This window comes from Variovorax sp. P4_B11, assembly GCF_056402355.1.
This window is the reverse complement of record NZ_JBFUHO010000010.1, coordinates 45,182-64,725: the sequence shown is the minus strand read 5'-3', so window position 1 is coordinate 64,725 and position 19,544 is coordinate 45,182. Positions and strand designations below refer to the sequence as shown.

The 19,544-nt window shown below is 69.9% G+C and carries 22 protein-coding genes; 13 read left to right on the top strand and 9 right to left on the bottom strand.

Annotated features, from left to right (window positions below; translation table 11 throughout):
* Positions 1-28 precede the first annotated feature (28 nt).
* From AC1DYD_RS12295 to AC1DYD_RS12285, 3 genes are read right to left on the bottom strand one after another with little or no spacing between them, the layout of a single operon-like run.
* The gene (locus AC1DYD_RS12295; RefSeq protein WP_478173017.1) at positions 29-553 is read right to left on the bottom strand and encodes a CinA family protein; all 525 of its coding nucleotides are present in this window, start codon (positions 551-553) and stop codon (positions 29-31) included.
* Complete coding sequence (locus AC1DYD_RS12290) at positions 547-1,104, bottom strand: phosphatidylglycerophosphatase A family protein (protein ID WP_478173016.1); 558 nt, start codon at positions 1,102-1,104, stop codon at positions 547-549. Before AC1DYD_RS12290 ends, AC1DYD_RS12295 begins: the two co-directional genes overlap by 7 nt.
* The gene (locus AC1DYD_RS12285) at positions 1,104-1,769 is read right to left on the bottom strand and encodes a helix-turn-helix transcriptional regulator (protein ID WP_478173015.1); all 666 of its coding nucleotides are present in this window, start codon (positions 1,767-1,769) and stop codon (positions 1,104-1,106) included. Before AC1DYD_RS12285 ends, AC1DYD_RS12290 begins: the two co-directional genes overlap by 1 nt.
* 93 nt (positions 1,770-1,862) lie before the next feature.
* Here AC1DYD_RS12285 and AC1DYD_RS12280 point away from each other — a divergent pair, with 93 nt between their 5' ends.
* A complete protein-coding gene (locus tag AC1DYD_RS12280; protein ID WP_478173014.1) occupies positions 1,863-3,299 on the top strand; it encodes an MFS transporter in 1,437 nt (478 codons plus the stop codon).
* A 9-nt stretch (positions 3,300-3,308) separates the two neighbouring features.
* On the opposite strand, the gene AC1DYD_RS12275 is transcribed toward AC1DYD_RS12280, so the two are convergent.
* Positions 3,309-3,569 (bottom strand): hypothetical protein, encoded by a 261-nt coding sequence (locus tag AC1DYD_RS12275; RefSeq protein WP_478173013.1) that lies wholly within the window; start codon positions 3,567-3,569, stop codon positions 3,309-3,311.
* 133 nt (positions 3,570-3,702) lie between these two features.
* Here AC1DYD_RS12275 and AC1DYD_RS12270 point away from each other — a divergent pair, with 133 nt between their 5' ends.
* On the top strand, positions 3,703-4,317 hold the full coding sequence (locus AC1DYD_RS12270) for a response regulator (protein ID WP_478173012.1): 615 nt from the start codon (positions 3,703-3,705) through the stop codon (positions 4,315-4,317).
* Positions 4,317-6,134 (top strand): ATP-binding response regulator, encoded by a 1,818-nt coding sequence (locus AC1DYD_RS12265; protein ID WP_478173011.1) that lies wholly within the window; start codon positions 4,317-4,319, stop codon positions 6,132-6,134. The genes AC1DYD_RS12270 and AC1DYD_RS12265 overlap by 1 nt, the downstream gene beginning before the upstream one ends.
* 6 nt (positions 6,135-6,140) lie before the next feature.
* Here AC1DYD_RS12265 and thiL read toward each other — a convergent pair whose 3' ends face one another.
* From thiL to apaG, 4 genes are all read right to left on the bottom strand, one after another.
* Positions 6,141-7,109 carry a thiamine-phosphate kinase gene (gene thiL, locus AC1DYD_RS12260; protein WP_478173010.1) on the bottom strand — a complete coding sequence of 323 codons (969 nt, stop codon included), beginning with the start codon at positions 7,107-7,109 and terminating at the stop codon, positions 6,141-6,143.
* A gap of 7 nt (positions 7,110-7,116) precedes the next feature.
* Entirely contained in the window at positions 7,117-8,241 is a 1,125-nt protein-coding gene (locus AC1DYD_RS12255; protein ID WP_478173096.1) for a YbdK family carboxylate-amine ligase, read from the bottom strand.
* Between the two features lie 289 nt (positions 8,242-8,530).
* Positions 8,531-9,799, bottom strand: coding sequence for a cation:proton antiporter (locus AC1DYD_RS12250; RefSeq protein ID WP_478173009.1), 1,269 nt, complete (start codon positions 9,797-9,799; stop codon positions 8,531-8,533).
* 78 nt (positions 9,800-9,877) lie between these two features.
* On the bottom strand, positions 9,878-10,276 hold the full coding sequence (gene apaG, locus AC1DYD_RS12245) for a Co2+/Mg2+ efflux protein ApaG (protein ID WP_478173008.1): 399 nt from the start codon (positions 10,274-10,276) through the stop codon (positions 9,878-9,880).
* 90 nt (positions 10,277-10,366) lie between these two features.
* Between apaG and rpe the strand changes: the two genes are divergently transcribed.
* Together rpe and AC1DYD_RS12235 are read left to right on the top strand one after the other, a co-directional pair.
* A complete protein-coding gene (gene rpe, locus AC1DYD_RS12240; protein ID WP_478173007.1) occupies positions 10,367-11,062 on the top strand; it encodes a ribulose-phosphate 3-epimerase in 696 nt (231 codons plus the stop codon).
* A gap of 73 nt (positions 11,063-11,135) precedes the next feature.
* Complete coding sequence (locus AC1DYD_RS12235; protein ID WP_478173006.1) at positions 11,136-12,107, top strand: succinylglutamate desuccinylase/aspartoacylase family protein; 972 nt, start codon at positions 11,136-11,138, stop codon at positions 12,105-12,107.
* Here the strand turns inward: AC1DYD_RS12235 and AC1DYD_RS12230 are convergent, their stop codons facing one another.
* Positions 12,108-12,710, bottom strand: coding sequence for a phenylacetic acid degradation protein PaaY (locus AC1DYD_RS12230; protein WP_478173005.1), 603 nt, complete (start codon positions 12,708-12,710; stop codon positions 12,108-12,110). It lies immediately after the preceding gene.
* A 170-nt stretch (positions 12,711-12,880) separates the two neighbouring features.
* Here AC1DYD_RS12230 and AC1DYD_RS12225 point away from each other — a divergent pair, with 170 nt between their 5' ends.
* The 8 genes from AC1DYD_RS12225 to paaE all read left to right on the top strand — a co-directional run bounded on the left by AC1DYD_RS12225 (position 12,881) and on the right by paaE (position 19,408).
* Entirely contained in the window at positions 12,881-13,681 is an 801-nt protein-coding gene (locus AC1DYD_RS12225) for an enoyl-CoA hydratase-related protein (RefSeq protein WP_478173004.1), read from the top strand.
* A gap of 9 nt (positions 13,682-13,690) precedes the next feature.
* Positions 13,691-14,140 carry a hydroxyphenylacetyl-CoA thioesterase PaaI gene (gene paaI / locus AC1DYD_RS12220; protein WP_478173003.1) on the top strand — a complete coding sequence of 150 codons (450 nt, stop codon included), beginning with the start codon at positions 13,691-13,693 and terminating at the stop codon, positions 14,138-14,140.
* A 74-nt stretch (positions 14,141-14,214) separates the two neighbouring features.
* A complete protein-coding gene (gene paaK / locus AC1DYD_RS12215) occupies positions 14,215-15,534 on the top strand; it encodes a phenylacetate--CoA ligase PaaK (protein ID WP_478173002.1) in 1,320 nt (439 codons plus the stop codon).
* A gap of 24 nt (positions 15,535-15,558) precedes the next feature.
* Positions 15,559-16,572: a 1,2-phenylacetyl-CoA epoxidase subunit PaaA gene (paaA, locus tag AC1DYD_RS12210; protein WP_478173001.1), complete on the top strand. Its 1,014-nt coding sequence runs from the start codon at positions 15,559-15,561 to the stop codon at positions 16,570-16,572.
* 36 nt (positions 16,573-16,608) lie between these two features.
* On the top strand, positions 16,609-16,914 hold the full coding sequence (paaB, locus tag AC1DYD_RS12205) for a 1,2-phenylacetyl-CoA epoxidase subunit PaaB (RefSeq protein ID WP_478173000.1): 306 nt from the start codon (positions 16,609-16,611) through the stop codon (positions 16,912-16,914).
* Between the two features lie 10 nt (positions 16,915-16,924).
* Positions 16,925-17,698 (top strand): 1,2-phenylacetyl-CoA epoxidase subunit PaaC, encoded by a 774-nt coding sequence (gene paaC, locus AC1DYD_RS12200; protein ID WP_478172999.1) that lies wholly within the window; start codon positions 16,925-16,927, stop codon positions 17,696-17,698.
* A 143-nt stretch (positions 17,699-17,841) separates the two neighbouring features.
* Entirely contained in the window at positions 17,842-18,312 is a 471-nt protein-coding gene (gene paaD, locus AC1DYD_RS12195; RefSeq protein WP_478173095.1) for a 1,2-phenylacetyl-CoA epoxidase subunit PaaD, read from the top strand.
* 10 nt (positions 18,313-18,322) lie between these two features.
* Complete coding sequence (gene paaE, locus AC1DYD_RS12190; protein WP_478172998.1) at positions 18,323-19,408, top strand: 1,2-phenylacetyl-CoA epoxidase subunit PaaE; 1,086 nt, start codon at positions 18,323-18,325, stop codon at positions 19,406-19,408.
* The last annotated feature ends 136 nt before the right edge of the window (positions 19,409-19,544 follow it).

Genomic DNA, 19,544 nt, shown 5'->3' with positions numbered 1-19,544 from the left:
GCTCGCCCAGGCCGGAGGGCCCTGGGAATCAGGCCGTGCGCACCAGCTCGACCAAGGTCAGCAGCGCGCAGTGGACGGTGGCCGCGCGCACGGTGGCGCGGTCGCCGTCGAAGCGGCGGCGCTCGGTGCGCACGCGGCCGTCGATCGACCAGCCGAACCACACGGTGCCGACCGGCTTCTCGGGCGAGCCGCCGGTGGGCCCCGCCACGCCGGTGACGGCGACCGAGGCACGGGCCCGCGACCGCGCGATCGCGCCTTCGGCCATGGCGCGCGCCACCGGTTCGCTGACGGCGCCATGGGCCTCGATCAGCGCCGCGTCGACGCCGAGCATCTCGCTCTTGGCTTCGTTCGAATAGGTCACGAAGCCGCGCTCGAACCAGTTGCTGGAACCTGAAAGATCGGTGCAGGCGCCGGCAATGAGTCCGCCGGTGCAGCTTTCGGCCGTGGCCATCATCCAGCCCTTGCGCTGCAGCAGTTCGGCCAGCCGCAGCACCAGGGCGGCAACGTCGAGGTCGGCGAGGGGCGTCGGGGTTTCGTCCATGCGGTTCACCATGCTGCGCGCCAGGCGGCAATCACCAGCAGCGTGCAGAAGGCCGCCACCAGATCGTCGAACAGGATGCCGAAGCCTGCCGCGGCCCAGCGCGTCGTGCCATCGGGCCCTTCGTGCGGCTTGAACAGGCGGTCGGCCCAGCCCACCGGGCCCGGTTTGGCGGCGTCGAAGAAGCGGAACAGCCCGAAGGCGATGAGTTGCGCCAGCAGGCCGCCAGGCAGCACCAGCCAGAGCACGATCCAGAAGGCGACCACCTCGTCCCAGACGATGGCGCCGGGATCCGCCACCTGCATGTGGCGGGCCGTGACCGTGCAGGCCCACCAGCCGATCGGCAGCGAGGCGAGGATCACCCAGCCGATGGCGGCGTTCGAGAGCCAGCGCTCCATGAGCAGGAACGCGACCCAGCTCCAGAGCGTGCCCACGGTGCCGGGCGCACGGCGCGGCAGGCCGGAGCCGAAGCCGAGGGCGATCAGGTGCGCGGGATGCGCGAACAGGAAGCGCAGGGTCGGGCGGAACGGGGCGGCGGGAGAGGGCGAATCGGGATCGGCTTGCATCAGCCCGCAGTGTCGCGCATCTTTGGCGCGGAGGCGGGGAGCGGCGTGATGCGGTAGACGCAGCGGCGCGCGCCTGCGATCAGATGTTCCTCGCGGCGCAGGCGGCCCTGCGGACCGGCGACCTCGCGAAACACATCGAGTTCGGAACGGCAGAAGCCCTGACAGGTCTCGGCGGCGGCGCAGATCGGGCAGTGGTCCTCGATCAGCAGCCAATCGTGGCCGTCGGGCTCCAGCCGCGCCATGTAGCCTTCGTCGTCGCGCAGCGCGGCGAGCTTGCGCAGCCGCGGCTCCAGATCCTGCAGGTCCCGGCAGGCTTCCAGGTAGGCAGCGCGGGACGCGCTCTCGCGCCGCGCAATGAGCTGCTCGAGCCCGGCTTCGCCGAACACCTCGCGCACCGTGTCGATCAACGTCCGCGTGAGTTCGGCGTGCCGGTCGGGAAAACGCGCGTGCCCGCTGGCGCTCAGCGACCAGGCCTGGCCCGGGCGCCCGACGCCGGAGGGCGCCTCGCTGACCCCGCGCACCAGCCCGGCCTCGACCAGCTTGTGCACCTGCTGTCGCACCGCCTCGGTCGTGGTCTGCAGCGCGGCGGCCAGCACGGCCGTCGACGTCGGGCCGCGGCTTTTCAGCAGCAGCAGGATGCGGTCGGCCGTGGAATTCGGTGTCATATTCCACAAGATTTTACTTGTCTAATTGCGAGTGACTGCTAATATGCAAGCAATTGCTTTGATAATATGCCTGCCCGGCAGCCTCGTTCCCCCATGACCTCGCTTTCCCCCGCTGCCGTCCCGACCAGCGCCGCTTCATGGGGCGAATTGTTCTCGGGGCGCAACGCCTGGCGGGCCGTCGCCGTCACTGGCGGGGTCGCATTGCATGCGATCAACGTGCACATCGTGACCACGGTGCTGCCCTCGGTCGTGCAGGACATCGGCGGCGTCGCCTGGTACGCCTGGAACACCACGCTGTTTGTCGCGGCGTCGATCCTCGGCGCATCGCTGTCGGTGCGCCTGCTCCAGGAACTGGGGCCGCGCCGGACCTACCTGGCGGCGCTGGCGGTCTTCGTGCTGGGCAGCGTCGGCTGCGCGACGGCCCCTGGCATGGCCTGGATGCTGGCCGGGCGCACCGTGCAGGGGCTGGGCGGCGGCGTGCTGGCGGCGTTGAGCTACGCGCTGATCCGCTTCATGTTCGAGGCCAGCCTGTGGCCGCGCGCGGTCGCGCTGGTCTCGGGCATGTGGGGCGTCGCGACCCTGTGCGGTCCCGCGGTCGGTGGCGTCTTCGCGCAACTGGGCCACTGGCGCTGGGCCTTCTGGGCCCTGCTTCCGGTCGCGCTGGTCCAGGCCCTGATCGTCAGCGTGCAATTGCCGTCGCGTGCCGGCGCGGCCGAGCGGGAGGCCCCGCGCGCCGCCCTGCCGATCGGCCAGATCCTGCTGCTGATCGCCTCGGCCCTGTGCGTCGCGACGGCGAGCCTGTTCGACACGCTGCCCGGCCAGATCGGCATGGTGCTCTTCGGCCTGGCACTGGGCGTGGTGCTAGCGCGCGTCGACCGGCGGGCGACGGTCCGGCTGCTGCCCACCGGCGCCTACGCGCCCTTCACCGCGTTCGGTGCGATCTATGCCTGCGTCGCGCTGCTCCTGATCGGGACCGACACCGAGATCTTCGTGCCCTACTTCCTGCAGACGCTGCACGGCCATTCACCGCTGGCCGCGGGCTATCTCACGGCCGCGATGGCGGGCGGGTGGAGCGCCGCATCGCTGCTGTCCGCGGGCCGCACGGGTCCGCGCGCCGATCGCATGCTGCGCCTCGGCCCGGTGGTCAGCACGCTCGGACTGCTCGGGCTGCTGCTGCTCGTGCCCGTGGTGCGCTTCACGCCGGTGTTCCAGACGCTCGGCCTCGGTCTCGCGCTGGCCTGCACCGGCTTTGGCGTGGGCATGGGGTGGCCGCATCTGCTCACCCGGGTGCTGACGCTGGCGCGGCCCGGCGAGGAGAACCTGGCGTCGGCATCGATCACGACCGTGCAGCTCTACGGCATGGCGATCGGCGCCGCGGTGGCCGGCCTGGTGGCGAATGCCGCAGGGCTGACCGAACCCGGCGGCGCGGCGGGCGCGCAATCGGCGGCCACGTGGCTGTTCGCAAGCTTTGCGCTGGCGCCGGCGCTGGCGGCCCTGCTGGCGCAGCGTTTTGTCGCTGCGCGGGGCTGAGACTGGCGATCAGGCCGGCTGGAAATGCTGCGAAATGCGGCGGGCCACGGCCTGGGGGGTGGTGCGAAGCGCATCGACGGCGCAGGCGCCCAGGAACAGTCCGTCGAGCTTGAGTTCCGCCTGGGCGAAATAGCGGCCCAGCGACTCGCCCGCGTCGCGCAGGCAATGTTCCAGCGCGCCGAAGGTGCGGCTTTCTTCCCGTGCCGCGCCGCCCTGGGCGCTGATGCGGTGGCAGTACGCGTTCGGTCCGACGCGTTGGATGTCGATCAAGGGCTTCATTCGGCGGGCGGAAGTCGGGGCGGTTCTGCAACAAATAGCTTTGACTCCCGGATGGTGGCGCCAAGGCCCACCGGGGTAAATAGTCCATTTGGACCGGTTCGACTTCGCGCAGAATTGCCGCTCTATGTTGCCGGCTCGGATTCTGCTCATCGACGACCATGCGCTGTTCCGCTGCGGACTTCGCATGGTGCTCGCGTCCGGCATCCCCGAACTGGAAGTGGCGGAGGCGAGTTCGCTCGAAGAGGGCCTGCGCGCAGGCATGGACTCGCCCGCGCTGGTGCTGCTCGACATCCAGCTGCACGGACTCAACGGCCTCGAAGGCATCACGCTGCTCAAGCGCAAGTGGCCCGACGCGGCGGTGGTCATCCTGTCGTCCGACGCCGGCCCGCACACTGTGCGGATGGCGCTGGAGCGCGGCGCGGCAGCCTTCGTCTCGAAGGCCGACAGCGCCGACAACATCCTGGCCTTGATCGAACGGCTGCGCCGCGGCGAACCCGCCAGCGCCGCCACGCAGGCACCGGCGGCCGAGGGCGCCGCCGCCCCCCAGCTGCTGACGCCGCGCCAGTTCGAGGTGCTCGACCTGCTGTGCCAGGGCCTGCCCAACAAGGTCATCGGCCGCCGCCTCGGGCTGTCGGAGAACACCGTGCGTGGTCATGTGCAGGCGGTGCTGGCGGCGCTCCAGGTCTCGAGCCGGTCCGAGGCCGGCTTCGCGGCACGGCGCCGGGGGCTGGTCGCCTGATGCACAAGCTCCTGCGCCTGGCCGATGGGCGCACGCTGGTCGAGCAGCTCCGACTGCAGCTCGGGAACGTCGGCAGCTCGGTGATTCCGACCATCGGGGTCGCGCTGCTGCTGGTCTGGGTGCTCGCCAATGACGGCAATGCACTGGCGCTGCGGCTCTGGGCCGGCACCGTGATCCTGTTCAAGCTGTACTACGCCCGCGATGCCCGGCGCACGCTGGCCGCCGAGATCTCGTTCGAGTGCGCGCCCCGCCTCGTGTGGCGGCAGATCGTGCTCAATGCCATCGATGCCGCCGTCTGGGGTGCCCTGGCCTGGGTCGCGCTCGGCGGCGCCACGGTCGCCGGCAGCATCCTCGTGATCGCGGTGCTGGCGGGTGTCGCCGGCAGCTCGATGTCCTCGCTGTCGCCGGTGCTGCCGGTGTTCATCGTCTTCGGCGCGGTCGAGCTGGCCGTGGTGGCCGCCAAGCTGGCGCTGCTGGGCGACCCGGCCTACAACGCGCTCGGCGTGGGCGCGGTGCTCTATGTCGCCACGCTGCTCGGCCAGGCGCGCAACAGCGCCCGGGCAGCGCGCGCGGCGATCGACCTGCGCTTCGAAAACCTGGAGCTGATCGAGCGCCTGCGGGTCGAGACCGGCCATGCGCAGGCGGCGCAGCTGAAGGCCGACCAGGCGAACCTGGCCAAGTCCAAGTTTCTCGCCGCCGCCAGCCACGACCTGCGCCAGCCGATCCATGCGCAGGGGCTGTTCCTCGAGGTGCTGGCCCGCAGCAAGTTGTCGGGGGCCCAGTACGACGCGCTGGCCAATGCCCGCGCCACCTGGCAGGCCTCGGCCGAGATGCTCGACACCCTGCTCGATTTCTCGCGCATCGAGGCCGGCGTGGTCGAGCCGCAGATGCAGGATTTCCTGCTGCAGCCCCTCTTGAACCGGATCGAGAACGAACTGGCGCCGCAAGCCGACGCCAAGGGCATCGTCTACCGCTCGCGCGAGACCCATGCGGCGGTGCGCTCCGACCCGGCGCTGGTGGCGCTGATCCTGCGCAACCTGGTCTCGAACGCGATCCGCTACACCGACAGCGGCGGCGTGCTGGTCGCCTGCCGCGGCCGTGGGCGGGAGTTGCTGCTCGAAGTCTGGGACACGGGTATCGGCATCGAGCCGACCCAGCACAGTGAGATCTTTCGCGAGTTCCATCAGCTCGGCAACGCCGAGCGCGACCGGCGCAAGGGCCTGGGGCTGGGCCTGGCGATCGCGCAGGGCCTGGCGCGTGCGCTGGGCCTCCCGCTGTCGCTGGTGTCCGAGCCAGGGCGCGGCAGCGTGTTCAGGCTGGCCCTGCCGATCGCGCAGAGCGGTGTTGCGAGCAGCGTTTTCGAGACCGTCGCCGGCCATGCGCGGGTCTTCGACGTCCGGGTGCTGGTGATCGACGACGACGAGGCGGTGCGCGCCGGCATGCAGCAGCTGCTGACGGCCTGGGGCTGCGAATGCGATGTCGCCGACTCGATCGAGGACGCCCAGGCGCTGGCGCGGGCCCATCCGCCGGGCCTGGTCATCAGCGACTATCGCCTGCGCGAACTGCGCACCGGTGCCGAGGCCATCGCGGCGCTGCGCGCCGAGTTCGGCGCGCAGCTGCCGGCCCTGCTGATCACCGGCGATACCGCGCCCCAGCGCCTGCGCGAGGCCCGGGCCAGCGGCGTGCCGCTGCTGCACAAGCCGGTGTCGCCGAACGAGCTCTACCGCGGGCTGACCTGCGTGCTGAACGATCTGGAGATCGATTCGGCCTTCGCGGTGCTCGAGGCGGTACCGGTCGAGAACCGACGCCGCGCTTGAGGCCGCTCAGGCGAAGTGGTCGAAGGACGCGAAGCGCTGCGTCACGGCGCCGCCTTGGGCGTCAACCAGGCGCAGGCCCGCCTCGGCCTCGATGGCGCCGATCCGCGTGACCGGCGTCGCGCTGGCGCGCCCGGCTTGCTCGACCGCGGCGCGCGCCGACGCCGGCGCCGTGAACGCGAGCTCGTAGTCGTCGCCGCCGGCCAGCGTGCAGGCGCGCCGCATGGGGATGTCCAGGCCTGCCGTGTCGCCGGTCGCCAGCAGCTTCGCGGCCGCATCGACGTCGAGGCGCGCGCCGACGCCGCTTGCGCGCAGCACATGGCCGAGGTCGCCGACCAGCCCGTCACTGAGGTCGACCGCCGACGTCGCGATGCCGCGCAGCGCCAGGCCCAGCGCGACGCGCGGCGTCGGCTGTTCCATGCGGCCGCGCGCCAGCTCGAACAGCTCGGCCGGCAGCGCGAGCGCGCCGCGGAACACCTCGAGCGCCAGCCGCGCATCGCCCAGCGTGCCGCTGACCCAGACGTCGTCGCCGGGGCGCGCACCCGAGCGCAGCAGCGCCGCGCCGGCTGGCACTTCGCCGAACACCGTGATGCAGAGATTGAGCGGGCCGCGCGTGGTGTCGCCGCCGACCAGCTCGCAGCCATGCGCATCGGCCAGCGCGAACAGGCCGCGCGAGAAGGCGGCGAGCCAGGGCTCGTCGACCGACGGCAGCGAGAGCGCCAGCGTGAAGGCCAGCGGCTTGGCACCGCAGGCGGCCAGGTCGCTGAGGTTGACCGCCAGCGCCTTGTGGCCGAGCCGCGCCGGGTCGACCGTCGACAGGAAATGCCGGCCCTCGACCAGCATGTCGGAGGACACCGCGATCTGCATGCCGGGCGCCGGCGCGAGCAGGGCGCAGTCGTCGCCGACGCCCAGCGGCGAGCGCTGCGCGGGGCGCGTGAAGTAGCGCGCGATGAGGTCGAATTCGCCGGTGCCGCTCATGATCTGCTCACACCGCCGAGCTTCTGAAGCGCAGCGCGGCCTGGCGAACCACCTCGGCCAGCAGGCGTTCCTTGCCCTGCTTCTCGCGCAGCCAGCGGGCGTCGTTGCGGTTCGCCTCGACGCTGGTGCGCAGCTCGCCGAGCGCCTGCGTGGCATTGAGCGCCTCGCAGTGCCATTCGAGTTGGGTCATGGTCATCAGGATATGGTCGCGCAGCGGCATGTGCTCGCCGCTGGCCGGGTCCACGTACAGCGCATCGAGCCCGAAGCGGCAGGCCTGGAAGCGGTTGTAGGTATAGACCAGGTAGTCGTCCTCGGTCGGCGTGAAGGGCTGCTCCTGCAGGAACCAGGCCGCCAGCGACTGCACGTAGCCGGCCAGCGCGGCGGCGCGCTCGACCGTCAGCGGCGTGTCGAAGACGCGGATCTCGATGGTGCCGAATTCGGGCTTGGGCCGGATGTCCCAGTAGAAGTCCTTCATGCTGCGAACCACGCCGGTGCGGGTCATGCGCATGAAGTAGTTCTCGAACTCCTTCCATGACAAGGTGAAGGGCGCCCGGCCCGACAGCGGGAACGCGAACACCGAGTTGAGCCGCGCCGAATCGAACTGCGTGTCCTGCCCCTGCACGAAGGGCGAGGACGCCGACAGCGCGATGAAGTGCGGGATGTAGCGCGACATGCGGTGCAGCATCAAGAGCGCCGCGTCGGCATCCGGGCAGCCGATGTGCACGTGCTGGCCGAAGATCGTGAACTGCTTCGACAGGTAGCCGTACAGCTCCGACAGCGCGCGGAAGCGCGGCTTGTCGTAGATGCGCCGCTCGTGCCACTGCTGGAAGGCATGCGTGCCGCCGCCGACCACCGCGATGTTGAGCTTGTCGGCGTTCCTGACGAGCGCATCGCGGATCGGCGTCAGCTGGGTGATCACGTCGAGCGCCGAATGGCAGACGTCGGTCGAGATCTCGATCATGCTCGAGGTCATCTCGGGCACCACGCTGCCCGGCAGCGGGGTCTGCGCCATCAGCCGCAGCATGTCCTCGGCATAGGGCGCGAGGTCGTAGTCGTGGGTGTTGACCAGTTGCAGCTCGAGCTCGACGCCGAGCGACAGCGCCACCGACTTGTTGAAGGGCTCGAGCGGCACCACCCGGCTGGCGGGCGTGTTGGCCGGGGCGCCGGTCCGCGGGTCGATCGTGCGGCTGGTCATGAAACCTCCGTGCTTCGCACTGCGGTGCGAGCTTGCTTGGGGCGGCCCGGCGCTGCGTATTGAAACCCCCACACTCGGCACTTCGTGTCCTCGCTGCCCCCCGAGGGGGTGCGAGCTTGCTTGGGGCGGCCCGGCGCTGCGTATTGAAACCCCCACACTCGGCACTTCGTGTCCTCGCTGCCCCCCGAGGGGGTGCGAGCTTGCTTGGGGCGGCCCGGCGCTGCGCTCATCTCTGGGTGTCCTCCACCGTGCCGAAGGCCTCGGGCGTCCAGGGCATGGAGCTCTCGCCGGCGGCGTGGATGGCGACGGTGGCGAACACCGCGCCGAGCACTTCCATCAGCAGGATCGCGGGCAGTGCGATCTGCGTGATCATCGCACCCAGCAGCGGCGAGGCGGTGACGAAGGCCGAGGTGATCAGCATCGCGATCGACGACAGCGGCGACATCGCGCAGCCGACCCAGAAGGCCTGCTTCCAGCTCGCGCCGCTGCCCGGGTTGGCGATCGCGACGCCGGCGATCTTGGCGAGCGCGCGCACGCCGATGACGCTCAGCACCACGCTGGCCACCGGCAGGCTCCAGTCGGCCTGGGCGGCGACGATCGACACCAGCACGAACATCAGCATCGTGAGCAGCGAGGCCGCGGTGCCGAGCTGCCGCGGCCAGGCCCAGGGCTTGGGGTTGAGGGCCTTCAGCAGCACGCCGCCGATCAGGGCCGCCAGCGGCGCCGAGCCGCCGAAGTGCGCCGCCAGCGCGGCACCGGCGGCGATGATCGCCAGCAGCAGGATCGAGGTGTTCTCGCTGCTCGGGCTCATCACGCGCAGCGCCGAACGCAGCGACAGCGCCATCAGCGCACCGACCACGAAGGACAGGCCGAGCACCACGCCGACCGGGTTGAGCTTCTGCAGCAGGCCGGTGGGCGCATGCTCGATCAGGCCGGCCTGCGCGTAGCCGAGCGCCAGCGCATAGAAGGTGTTGAGGGTGGCGAGCGTCATCGCGCGCTCGGTCACCGGGCCCGAGGCGCGGGTGTCCATCACGACCCGGCTCAGCACCGCCGGCGAGGCCACGATCGCCATCAGCGCGATCGGGTTCGCGACCGGGTCGGGGATGCCGAGCCAGTGCAGGGTCCAGAAGACGCCGAAGTAGGTCAGCGTCGATTCGAGCAGGCTCTGGACCAGCACCATCGGGTTGTGCTTGAACCAGCGCAGCGGCAGCCGGCCGCCGGCCTCGAACAGCACGATCGCCACGCCGAGTTCGAGCAGGAACAGGCTGATGCCCTGCAGCGGCCAGATCGCGCCCTCGAAGCCGGCGAAGCCGACCACCGTGCCGACGATCGAATAGCCGACCACCTTGGGCAGGCCCATGTAGCGCTGCACCAGGTGGCCGGCCGCGGCCGCGGCGGCCAGCAGCAGCGACCACAGCACGATCGGCAGGCCGGCCGAGGGCCGCACCCATTCCGACCAGAAGCCCAGCAGATCATTGGGAAGAAAAGTCGTCATCGATACGTTGGGGAACATCGGCCCCGCGGAACATCCAGAGCGCGCGAGGCGTTCATGGCTCGAAGAAAGGAAGCGTGCTCAGTGCAGCACGCGCGAAGAGGGCATGTCGCCCGCGTCGGCTTCCAGCACCAGCGTGGGGATCGGAACGTCGAAGCGTTCGCCGCGCTCGGTGACGAAGAAAAAGCTGCCGTGCATGGTACCGCTGGGCGCCTGCAACCGGCAGCCGCTGGTGTAGCGGAAGGATTCCCCTGCCGCCAGCAGGGGCTGCTGGCCGATCACGCCGAGGCCGTCGACCTCCTGCGTGTGGCCGGAGGCGTCGGCAAAGACCCAGTGGCGCGCGATCAGTTGTGCCGCCACCTTGCCATGGTTGGTCACCGTCACGGCATAGGCGAAGGTATGCACCCGGTCCTCGGGCGAGGACTGGTCTGGCAGGTAGCGCGGCTCGACCTGGATGCTGATGGGGAGGAGACTCGACATCGAGACGATGGTACATCGGGCCGCAGGCCGCCTCGAGGCGGCCTGCGGCCCGTGTACGGGGGTTTTCTCCTGCTGCGACAATCCGGGCCCATGAGCAGCCCCTTCAGAATCGCCCCCTCCATCCTCTCGGCCGATTTCGCACGCCTTGGCGACGAAGTGCGCGACGTGGTCGCCGCCGGTGCCGACTGGATCCACTTCGACGTGATGGACAACCACTACGTGCCGAACCTGACCTTCGGGCCGATGGTCTGCCAGGCCCTCAAGCCGCATGCCAAGACACCCGACGGCCAGCCGGTACCGATCGACGTCCACCTGATGATCCAGCCGGTCGATGCGCTGGCGGCGGCCTTCGCGCAGGCCGGTGCCGACTACATCAGCTTCCATCCCGACGCATCGCCGCACACGCACCGCAGCATCCAGGCGATCAAGGCGGCCGGCTGCAAGGCCGGGCTGGTGTTCAACCCGGGCCTGGGCCTGGAGGCGCTCGACTGGGCGATCGACGACATCGACCTGATTCTGATCATGAGCGTGAACCCGGGCTTCGGCGGCCAGAGCTTCATCGATTCGGCGCTGCGCAAGATCGAACTCGCGCGCAAGCGCATCGACCAGACCGGCCGCGACATCCGGTTGGAAGTCGATGGCGGCATCAAGGCCGACAACATCGCGCGCGTGGCCAGCGCAGGTGCCGACACCTTCGTGGCCGGCAGCGCGATCTTCAACGCCGCGGACTATGGGAGCGTGGTGAGGGCGATGCGCGAGCAACTGGCCACCACCGTCAAGGCTTGAGCTTGTCGTCGTAGGCCCGGTCGCCGGACCCTTGCCGGTGTCGACCAGGCCGCACTGTAGGATGAGCGGCGAAATGACCGCGCCTCACGACTTTCTTCGCATCCATGGGTTCGCGACCCTGCAACCCGGGCCGCGCCTGATCGTGCTGGGCGGCGTGCACGGCGACGAGACCTGCGGCACCGCCGGCATCGAGCGCATCGTGGCCGCGCTCGATGCCGGATCGCTTCAGCTGTTGCGCGGCCAGCTCAGCCTGGTGCCGGTGGCCAATCCGCTGGCGCGGCGGCGGCTGCGGCGCGAAGGCGAGCGCAACCTCAACCGCCTGTTCCGGCCGACCGCGCCGGACGCCGAGCCGGCCGACTACGAGGCCCGCATCACCGATCTGCTGTGCCCGCTGCTGGACCGGCACGAGGTGCTGCTCGACCTGCATTCCTTCCAGAGCGAGGGCGAGGCCTTCGCGATGATCGGGCCGCGCGACAACCCCGGCCCGCTCGAACCCTTCGCGCGCGGCTTCGAGGAAGGACAGCTGGCCTTGCACCTGGGCACGCCGCGGGTGGTCGAGGGCTGGCTCGACATCTATGCCGCCGGCCTGGCGCAGCGCGGACAGGCCGCCGACGAGGCCGCGCTGGCCTTCGGCTGGGGCACCAACGAATACATGCGCAGCCGCGGCGGCTACGGCGTGACGCTCGAATGCGGGCAGCACGAGGACCCGGCTGCACCGGCGGTCGCGTACCGGGCCATCCTGTCGGCGCTGCGGCTGCTGGGGATGATCGAGCCCGACCCGGCGGCACCGCCGCCGGTTTCGCCCGAGCTGCTGCGGCTGGTCAGCGTCACCGACCGGCTGCACGAGGAGGACCAGTTCGTGCGCGAGTGGGCCACCTTCGACCGCGTGGCGCGGGGCGAGCCGATCGGGGTGCGCGAGGACGGCAGCGTCCTGCACGCCGAGCGCGATGGCTTCATCGTGTTCCCGAACGCCGAGGCGCTGCCGGGGACCGAATGGTTCTATTTCGCGGTGGAGAGCGAGCGGGACCTGGCGCGCAAGGCCTGATCAACCCCGCTTGGTCGCGATCAGCGGCCGCACGTCCGGCGCATCGAGCCGCGGCCGGCCGGCCTCGACCGCCGACAGCGCAGCCACTTCCTGCATGCTCGCCAGGCTGCGCAGCGTCAGCGCCTGGTAGGTCCGGGTGCCCTCGAGCTTCCACGCCACTTCCTGGTCGCTGAGTTCGCGCAGCACCTTGGCCGGCATGCCGGCGGCGAGCGAACGGGCGGGGATCTTCCGGCCCGCCGGCACGAAGGCGCAGGCGGCGACGATCGCGGCCTCGCCGATCTCGGCCTCGTCCATCACGACCGCGTTCATGCCGACCAGGGCGTCGCGCCTCACGGTGCAGCTGTGCAGCACGGCGCCGTGGCCGATGTGGCCGTTCTCGCCGACCACCGTGTCCTGGGCCGGAAAGCCGTGCAGCACGCAGGTGTCCTGCACGTTGGCGCCGCGCTCGAGCACGATGCGGCCGAAATCCCCGCGCAGCACGGCGCAGGGCCCCACGTAGCAGTCCGGCCCGACGATCACGTCGCCGATCAGCACCGCGGTCGGATGCACATAGGCGCTCGGATCGACGACCGGCACCACCCCTTCGATGGAATAACAAGGCAAGGCAATCTCCGTTGTTTCTGGATGGACGCCGGGATCAGGGTAATCCCTTGGCAGCTTTGACTTGCGTCAAGCTTTTTTCGATCCTATGATTAACCGACCGGTCGGTCAATGATACTTTTGATGCCGGTCAAGACTCCGCCCACGCCAAAACCCAAGACAGGAGACACAGCTTGTCCGACACACTCGTGCTTGCCGCGCAGCAGGGCCCGGTCCTGACGCTGACGCTGAACCGGCCCGCTGCCCTCAACAGCTTCACCGAAGCCATGCACCAGGCGCTGCGCCAGGCGCTCGACGCCGCCGCGGCGAATGCCGAGGTGCGCTGCGTGGTGCTCACGGGGGCCGGCCGCGGCTTCTGCGCCGGCCAGGACCTGGCCGACCCGATGGTCGCGCCCTCGCCGCCCGGCGAACCGCCCAAGGACCTGGGCCGCACCATCGAGCTGCTCTACAAGCCCCTGGTGCAGCGGCTGCGTTCGATGCCGGTGCCGGTGATCGCTGCGGTCAACGGCGTGGCGGCCGGCGCGGGCGCCAACCTGGCGCTGAACTGCGACTTCGTGCTGGCCGGCCAATCGGCCAGCTTCATCCAGGCCTTCGCCAAGATCGGGCTGGTGCCCGATACCGGCGGTACCTGGCTGTTGCCGCGCATCGTCGGCCGCGCCCGTGCGCTGGCCCTGGCCATGCTGGGCGACAAGCTGCCGGCCGCCGAGGCCGAGCGCATCGGCCTGATCTGGAAGTGCGTAGCCGACGCGGACCTGGCCGAGGAGACCGCCGGGCTCGCGCAGCGCCTTGCCGCGATGCCCGTGAAGGCCCTGGCCGCGACCCGCGCCGCGATCGACGGCGCCCAGCACCTGACCCTCGATCAGGCGCTCGACGCCGAGGCCGAGGTGCAGGCGCAACTCGGCAGCGCCCATGACTATCTCGAGGGCGTGGCCGCCTTCGGCGCCAAGCGCGCGCCCGTCTTTACCGATCGCTGAGACCCTCACATGCCCCATACCGCCACCGAAGCAAACCCGCAGCAGACCGCCGACCTGGTGCGCGAGCGCATGTACGCCAATGACCCCGCGGTCCGAGGCCTGGGCATCGACGTGACCGAGGTCGCGCCCGGCCAGGCCACGGTCACGATGACCGTGCGCGCCAACATGCTCAACGGCCACGCCACCTGTCACGGCGGTTTCCTCGCCGCCCTGGCCGACACCGCCTTCGCCTACGCCTGCAACTCCTACAACGAGCTCACCGTGGCCTCGGGCTTCTCGATCGACCTGATGGCGCCGGCACGCGAGGGCGACGTGCTCACGGCCCGCAGCGTCGAGCTGTCGAAGGCCGGACGCACCGGCGTCTACGACAGCGAGATCACCAACCAGCGCGGCCAGCGGATCGCGATGTTCCGCGGCCGCTCCTACACCATCAAGGGCAAGCCGGCGGTGGCTTCCTGAGACCTTGCGGGACAGATCAAGAAGCTGCGCAGCAGTTCTTGCTCTGTCCTCAACCGACTGAACTGGAGACACCCATGCCCGTCAAGCAACCCGCACCCGGCGACCTCGACGCCATCGAAACCGCCAGCCGCGACCAGATCGAGGCGTTGCAGCTGCAGCGCCTGCGCTGGACCCTGCACCATGCCTACGACAACGTGCCGCACTACCGCCAGGCCTTCGAGGCCAAGGGCGTGCACCCGTCTGACCTGAAGCAGCTGAGCGACCTGTCGAAGTTCCCGTTCACGGCCAAGAAGGACCTGCGTGACAACTACCCCTTCGGCATGTTCGCGGTGCCGCGCCAGCAGGTCGCGCGCATCCACGCGTCCTCGGGCACCACCGGCAAGCCGACCGTGGTGGGCTACACGCTGCAGGACATCAACCACTGGGCCGACCTGGTGGCGCGCTCGATCCGCGCCGCGGGCGGGCGCCGCGGCGACATCGTGCACGTGGCCTACGGCTACGGCCTGTTCACCGGCGGCCTCGGTGCCCACTACGGCGCCGAGCGCGCCGGCTGCACCGTGATCCCGATGTCGGGCGGCCAGACCGAGAAGCAGGTGCAGCTGATCCGCGACTTCCGGCCCGACCTGATCATGGTCACGCCGAGCTACATGCAGGTGATCATCGAGGAGTTCGTGCGCCAGGGCCAGGACCCGCGCGAGTGCTCGCTGACCGTCGGCATCTTCGGCGCCGAGCCCTGGACCGAAGCCATGCGGCACGAGATCGAGGGCAAGGCCGGCATCGACGCGGTCGACATCTACGGCCTGTCGGAAGTGATGGGCCCGGGCGTGGCCAGCGAATGCATCGAGACCAAGGACGGCCCGGTGATCTGGGAAGACCATTTCTATCCCGAGATCGTCGACCCCGAGACCGGCGAGGTGCTGCCCGACGGCGAGGAGGGCGAGCTGGTCTTCACCTCGCTCACCAAGGAAGCGCTGCCGATCATCCGCTACCGCACGCGCGACCTCACACGCCTGCTGCCGCCCACGGCCCGTTCGTTCCGCCGCATGGGCAAGATCGTCGGCCGCTGCGACGACATGCTGATCATCCGCGGCGTCAACGTCTTCCCGACCCAGATCGAGGAAATCGTGCTGCAGCACGCCAAGCTCTCGGGCCAGTACCGCATCAACGTCAGCCGCGACGGCCTGCTCGACACCGTCCAGGTGCAGTGCGAGCTGCAGCCGCAGGCGGTGTCGGCCACCGACGACGCCGAGCGGCGCGAGATCACGCAGTGGCTGCAACAGCGCATCAAGACCCTGGTCGGCATCTCCACGCAGGTGGAGGTGCTGGCTCCCGATTCGATCGAACGCACGCTCACCGGCAAGGCGAAGCGCGTGGTCGATTCCCGCCCGCGGTAGGCACCGGCTGAAAGGACAGACACCATGTACACGCAAGCGATGGACACGATGGGCAAGGAGCCCGGCGACGGCAAGAAGGCGGTGCGCTCCGCCGAGGAGATGCAGCTCGAGAAGCGCTTCGACGCCCGCATCGACGAAGGCGGCTTCATCGAGGCCAAGGACTGGATGCCCGAGCACTACCGCAAGACCCTGGTGCGGCAGATCAGCCAGCACGCGCATTCCGAGATCGTCGGCATGCTGCCCGAGGGCAACTGGATCACGCGCGCGCCCACGCTCAAGCGCAAGGCGATCCTGCTGGCCAAGGTGCAGGACGAGGCCGGCCATGGGCTGTACCTGTATTCGGCCGCCGAGACGCTCGGCACCTCGCGCGACCAGATGGTCGACGCGCTGCACACGGGCCGCGCCAAGTACAGCTCGATCTTCAACTACCCGACCCTGAGCTGGGCCGACATGGGCACCATCGGCTGGCTGGTCGACGGCGCCGCGATCATGAACCAGGTGCCGATCTGCCGCTGCTCCTACGCGCCGTATGCGCGCGCGATGATCCGCATCTGCCGCGAGGAAAGCTTCCATCAGCGCCAGGGCTTCGAGGCGCTGCTGACCATGATGCAGCAGGGCACCGAGGCGCAGAAGGCGATGGTGCAGGACGCGGTCGACCGCTGGTGGTGGCCCTCGATCATGATGTTCGGCCCGCCCGACGACCAGTCGCCCAACTCGGCGCAGTCGATGCGCTGGGGCATCAAGCGCTTCAGCAACGACGACCTGCGCGCCAAGTTCATCGACGCCGCGGTCGAGCAGGCCAAGGTGCTCGGCGTGACCTTGCCCGACCCCGACCTGAAGTGGAACGAGGCGCGCCAGCACCACGACCACGGGCCGATCGACTGGAGCGAGTTCTGGCGCGTGATCGGCGGCGACGGCCCCTGCAACCGCGAGCGCCTGGGCGCCCGCGTGAAAGCCTGGGAAGACGGCGCCTGGGTGCGCGAAGCCGCGCTCGCCCATGCCGCCAAGCGCGCCGAGCCGACCCCGATCGCCGCTTGAGGCGCAACGCCGACACACCGAATCAAGGAAACATCCATGACGAACCCGACTCCCGCCTCCGCCACCGAATGGCCCCTCTGGGAGGTCTTCGTGCGCAGCCGATCCGGCCTCGACCACAAGCACTGCGGCAGCCTGCATGCCGCCGACCCCAAGATGGCGATCCAGATGGCGCGCGACGTCTACACGCGGCGCCAGGAGGGCACCAGCGTGTGGGTGGTGCGCTCCGACCAGATCGTCGCCAGCGACCCGGCCGACAAGGACATGTACTTCGATCCGGCGGAAGACAAGGTCTACCGCCACCCGACTTTCTACAAGCTGCCCGGTTCCGTGGACCACATGTGAGCGCCTGACCATGCAAGCCTCCATCGCCATCGAATCCACGCCCGCCGTGCAGTACCTGCTGCGCCTCGGCGACACCTGCCTGATCCTCGGCCAGCGCATCGCCGAGTGGTCGGGCCACGCGCCGATCCTCGAGGAAGACATCGCCATGTCGAACATGGCGCTCGACCTCATCGGCCAGGCCCGCGCCGTGCTGACGCACGCGGGCCGCATCGAGGGACTCGGCCACGACGAGGACCAGCTGGCCTTCCTGCGCGACGAGAAGGACTACCGCAACCTGACGCTGGTCGAGCTGCCGCGCGGCGACTTCGCCTTCACGGTGCTGCGCAACGCGATGGTCGCGACGCTCATGAAGCTGCTGTGGGAGCGCCTGCGCGACTCGAGCGACGCCGAACTCGCGGGCATCGCCGGCAAGGCGGTCAAGGAAGCGCGCTATCACCAGCAGCATGCGGCCGACTGGGTGGTTCGACTGGGCGACGGCACCGAGGAATCGCGCCGGCGCATCGAGCGCGCGCTCGAAGACCTGTGGCGCTACGTGCCCGAGATGTTCGAGTCGGACGCGGTCGACGAGGCCGCGGCCTCTGAAGGGCTGGGCCCGCGCTGGTCGGAGCTGCAGGCGCCGTGGCTGGCCGAGATGCGCACGATCCTCGCCGAAGCGGCGCTGGCCGAACCCAAGGAGTCGGCCTTCCGCAGCACCGGCAAGCGCGGCGTGCACAGCGAGCACATGGGCTACATCCTGGCCGAGATGCAGACCCTGCAACGCTCCTTCCCCGGAGGCGTCTGGTGACTGTTGCTCCCCCCCCAGTCGTCGCGCACTCCGTGTCGCTTCCTCCGACCCCCCTGCCGGGGGGCGGGCCGGCCGCTTCGGACGGCCGTGCGCGGCGGCCCCCCCGGGAAGAGCGCGTATCGAGGGTCGAAGCGGCCTGGGACGTGCTCGGCACCGTGCTCGACCCCGAGGTGCCGGCGCTGTCGGTGCGCGACCTGGGCATCGTGCGCGACGTGATCGAGCACGACGCTGCGCTCGAGGTCGTGCTGACGCCGACCTACTCCGGTTGCCCCGCAACCGAGGTGATCGAGCACGACGTGCTGGCGGCGATCGACAAGGCCGGTCTCGGCCCGGCCTACGTCACGCTCCAGCGCGCACCGGCCTGGACCACCGACTGGATCAGCGCCGAGGGCAAGCGCAAGCTGACCGAGTACGGCATCGCGCCGCCCGGACCGGCGTCGCCCGACGGCACGGTGCCGATCCGCTTCTTCGGCCGCCGGGTCGATGCCATCGCCTGCCCGCGTTGCGGCAGCAGCAACACCGAGCGGCTGTCGGCCTTCGGTTCCACCGCCTGCAAGGCGATGTACCGCTGCGTCTCCTGCCGCGAACCCTTCGAACATTTCAAACCGATCTGACGGGCCTCCCATGAGTGTCATCTTCCACCCGCTTCGCGTGCGCGCCGTCGAGCCCGACACCGCCGAAGCCGTCATCGTCTCCTTCGACGTGCCGACCGACCTGCGCGAGGCCTTCGGCTTCACCCAGGGCCAGTACCTCACGCTGCGCAAGGACATCGACGGCCAGGACCTGCGCCGCTCCTATTCGATCTGCGCCGGCGTCGACGACGGCGAGCTGCGCGTCGGCGTGCGCAAGGTCAAGGGCGGCACCTTCTCGAACTGGATCAACGAGAAGCTGCAGCCGGGCGACACCATCCACGTGATGGCGCCGCAAGGCCGCTTCTTCGTGCCGATCGAGCCGAAGTCGAAGCGCCAGCACGTCGGCATCGTCGGCGGCAGCGGCATCACGCCGATCCTGTCGATCATGAAGACGGTGCTGGCGCGCGAGCCGCAGTCGGGCTTCACGCTGATCTACGGCAACCGCAAGCTGCAGTCGACGATGTTCAAGGAAGAACTCGAGGACCTCAAGAACCGCTACATGACGCGACTGGTGCTGCACCATGTGTTCTCGGGCGAGCCGACCGATGCGCCGCTCAACATGGGCCGCATGGATCGCGCCAAGATCGGCGAGTTCCTGGCCAGCGTGGTGCCGGCCGGCACCATCGACCATGCCTACATCTGCGGCCCGTTCCAGATGAACGACGAGGCCGAGGCCGCGCTGCTGGAAGCCGGGGTGCCCGAGGAGCGCATCCACATCGAGCGCTTCGGGGTCGCCGCGCCCGAGGGCGCGCCGGTCGGCGCGGTGATCCACGAGGCCAGGCCGGGCGATGCCGAGGTGGCGAAGATCGTCATCGTGCGCGACGGCCTGCAGCGCGAGATCGAGTTCCGCAGGGACCAGCCGAGCATCCTCGACTGCGCCTCGGCGGCCGGCATGGAAGTGCCTTTCTCGTGCACCTCGGGGGTCTGCGGCACCTGCCGTGCCAAGCTCATCGAGGGCAAGGTCCGAATGGAGCGAAACTTCGCGCTCGACAAGAACGAGGTGGCGGCCGGATTCGTGCTGACCTGCCAGGCGCATCCGCTGACCGAGCGGGTGGTGCTCTCGTTCGACGAACGCTAAGGCCATGAAACACCCCCCGATGCACCTGCGGTGCCTCCCCCCTCAAGGGGGGCGATACCGGCGGCTTGGCAAAGCCAGTTCCGCGGTATCCCTGGCATTTGATTGCGCCGGTTTCATGCGTCGCATGGTGGAGCAC

Bases quoted from the DNA above. Each gene is read 5' to 3' on its own strand.
- thiL (WP_478173010.1), bottom strand. From the start codon at position 7,109: ATGAGCGGCACCGGCGAATTCGACCTCATCGCGCGCTACTTCACGCGC.
- AC1DYD_RS12280 (WP_478173014.1), top strand. From the start codon at position 1,863: ATGACCTCGCTTTCCCCCGCTGCCGTCCCGACCAGCGCCGCTTCATGG.
- AC1DYD_RS12265 (WP_478173011.1), top strand. From the start codon at position 4,317: ATGCACAAGCTCCTGCGCCTGGCCGATGGGCGCACGCTGGTCGAGCAG.
- paaB (WP_478173000.1), top strand. From the start codon at position 16,609: ATGACGAACCCGACTCCCGCCTCCGCCACCGAATGGCCCCTCTGGGAG.
- AC1DYD_RS12270 (WP_478173012.1), top strand. From the start codon at position 3,703: ATGTTGCCGGCTCGGATTCTGCTCATCGACGACCATGCGCTGTTCCGC.
- AC1DYD_RS12250 (WP_478173009.1), bottom strand. From the start codon at position 9,799: ATGACGACTTTTCTTCCCAATGATCTGCTGGGCTTCTGGTCGGAATGG.
- rpe (WP_478173007.1), top strand. From the start codon at position 10,367: ATGAGCAGCCCCTTCAGAATCGCCCCCTCCATCCTCTCGGCCGATTTC.
- AC1DYD_RS12235 (WP_478173006.1), top strand. From the start codon at position 11,136: ATGACCGCGCCTCACGACTTTCTTCGCATCCATGGGTTCGCGACCCTG.
- paaC (WP_478172999.1), top strand. From the start codon at position 16,925: ATGCAAGCCTCCATCGCCATCGAATCCACGCCCGCCGTGCAGTACCTG.
- AC1DYD_RS12285 (WP_478173015.1), bottom strand. From the start codon at position 1,769: ATGACACCGAATTCCACGGCCGACCGCATCCTGCTGCTGCTGAAAAGC.
- paaK (WP_478173002.1), top strand. From the start codon at position 14,215: ATGCCCGTCAAGCAACCCGCACCCGGCGACCTCGACGCCATCGAAACC.
- paaI (WP_478173003.1), top strand. From the start codon at position 13,691: ATGCCCCATACCGCCACCGAAGCAAACCCGCAGCAGACCGCCGACCTG.
- apaG (WP_478173008.1), bottom strand. From the start codon at position 10,276: ATGTCGAGTCTCCTCCCCATCAGCATCCAGGTCGAGCCGCGCTACCTG.
- paaE (WP_478172998.1), top strand. From the start codon at position 18,323: ATGAGTGTCATCTTCCACCCGCTTCGCGTGCGCGCCGTCGAGCCCGAC.
- paaA (WP_478173001.1), top strand. From the start codon at position 15,559: ATGTACACGCAAGCGATGGACACGATGGGCAAGGAGCCCGGCGACGGC.
- AC1DYD_RS12295 (WP_478173017.1), bottom strand. From the start codon at position 553: ATGGTGAACCGCATGGACGAAACCCCGACGCCCCTCGCCGACCTCGAC.
- AC1DYD_RS12290 (WP_478173016.1), bottom strand. From the start codon at position 1,104: ATGCAAGCCGATCCCGATTCGCCCTCTCCCGCCGCCCCGTTCCGCCCG.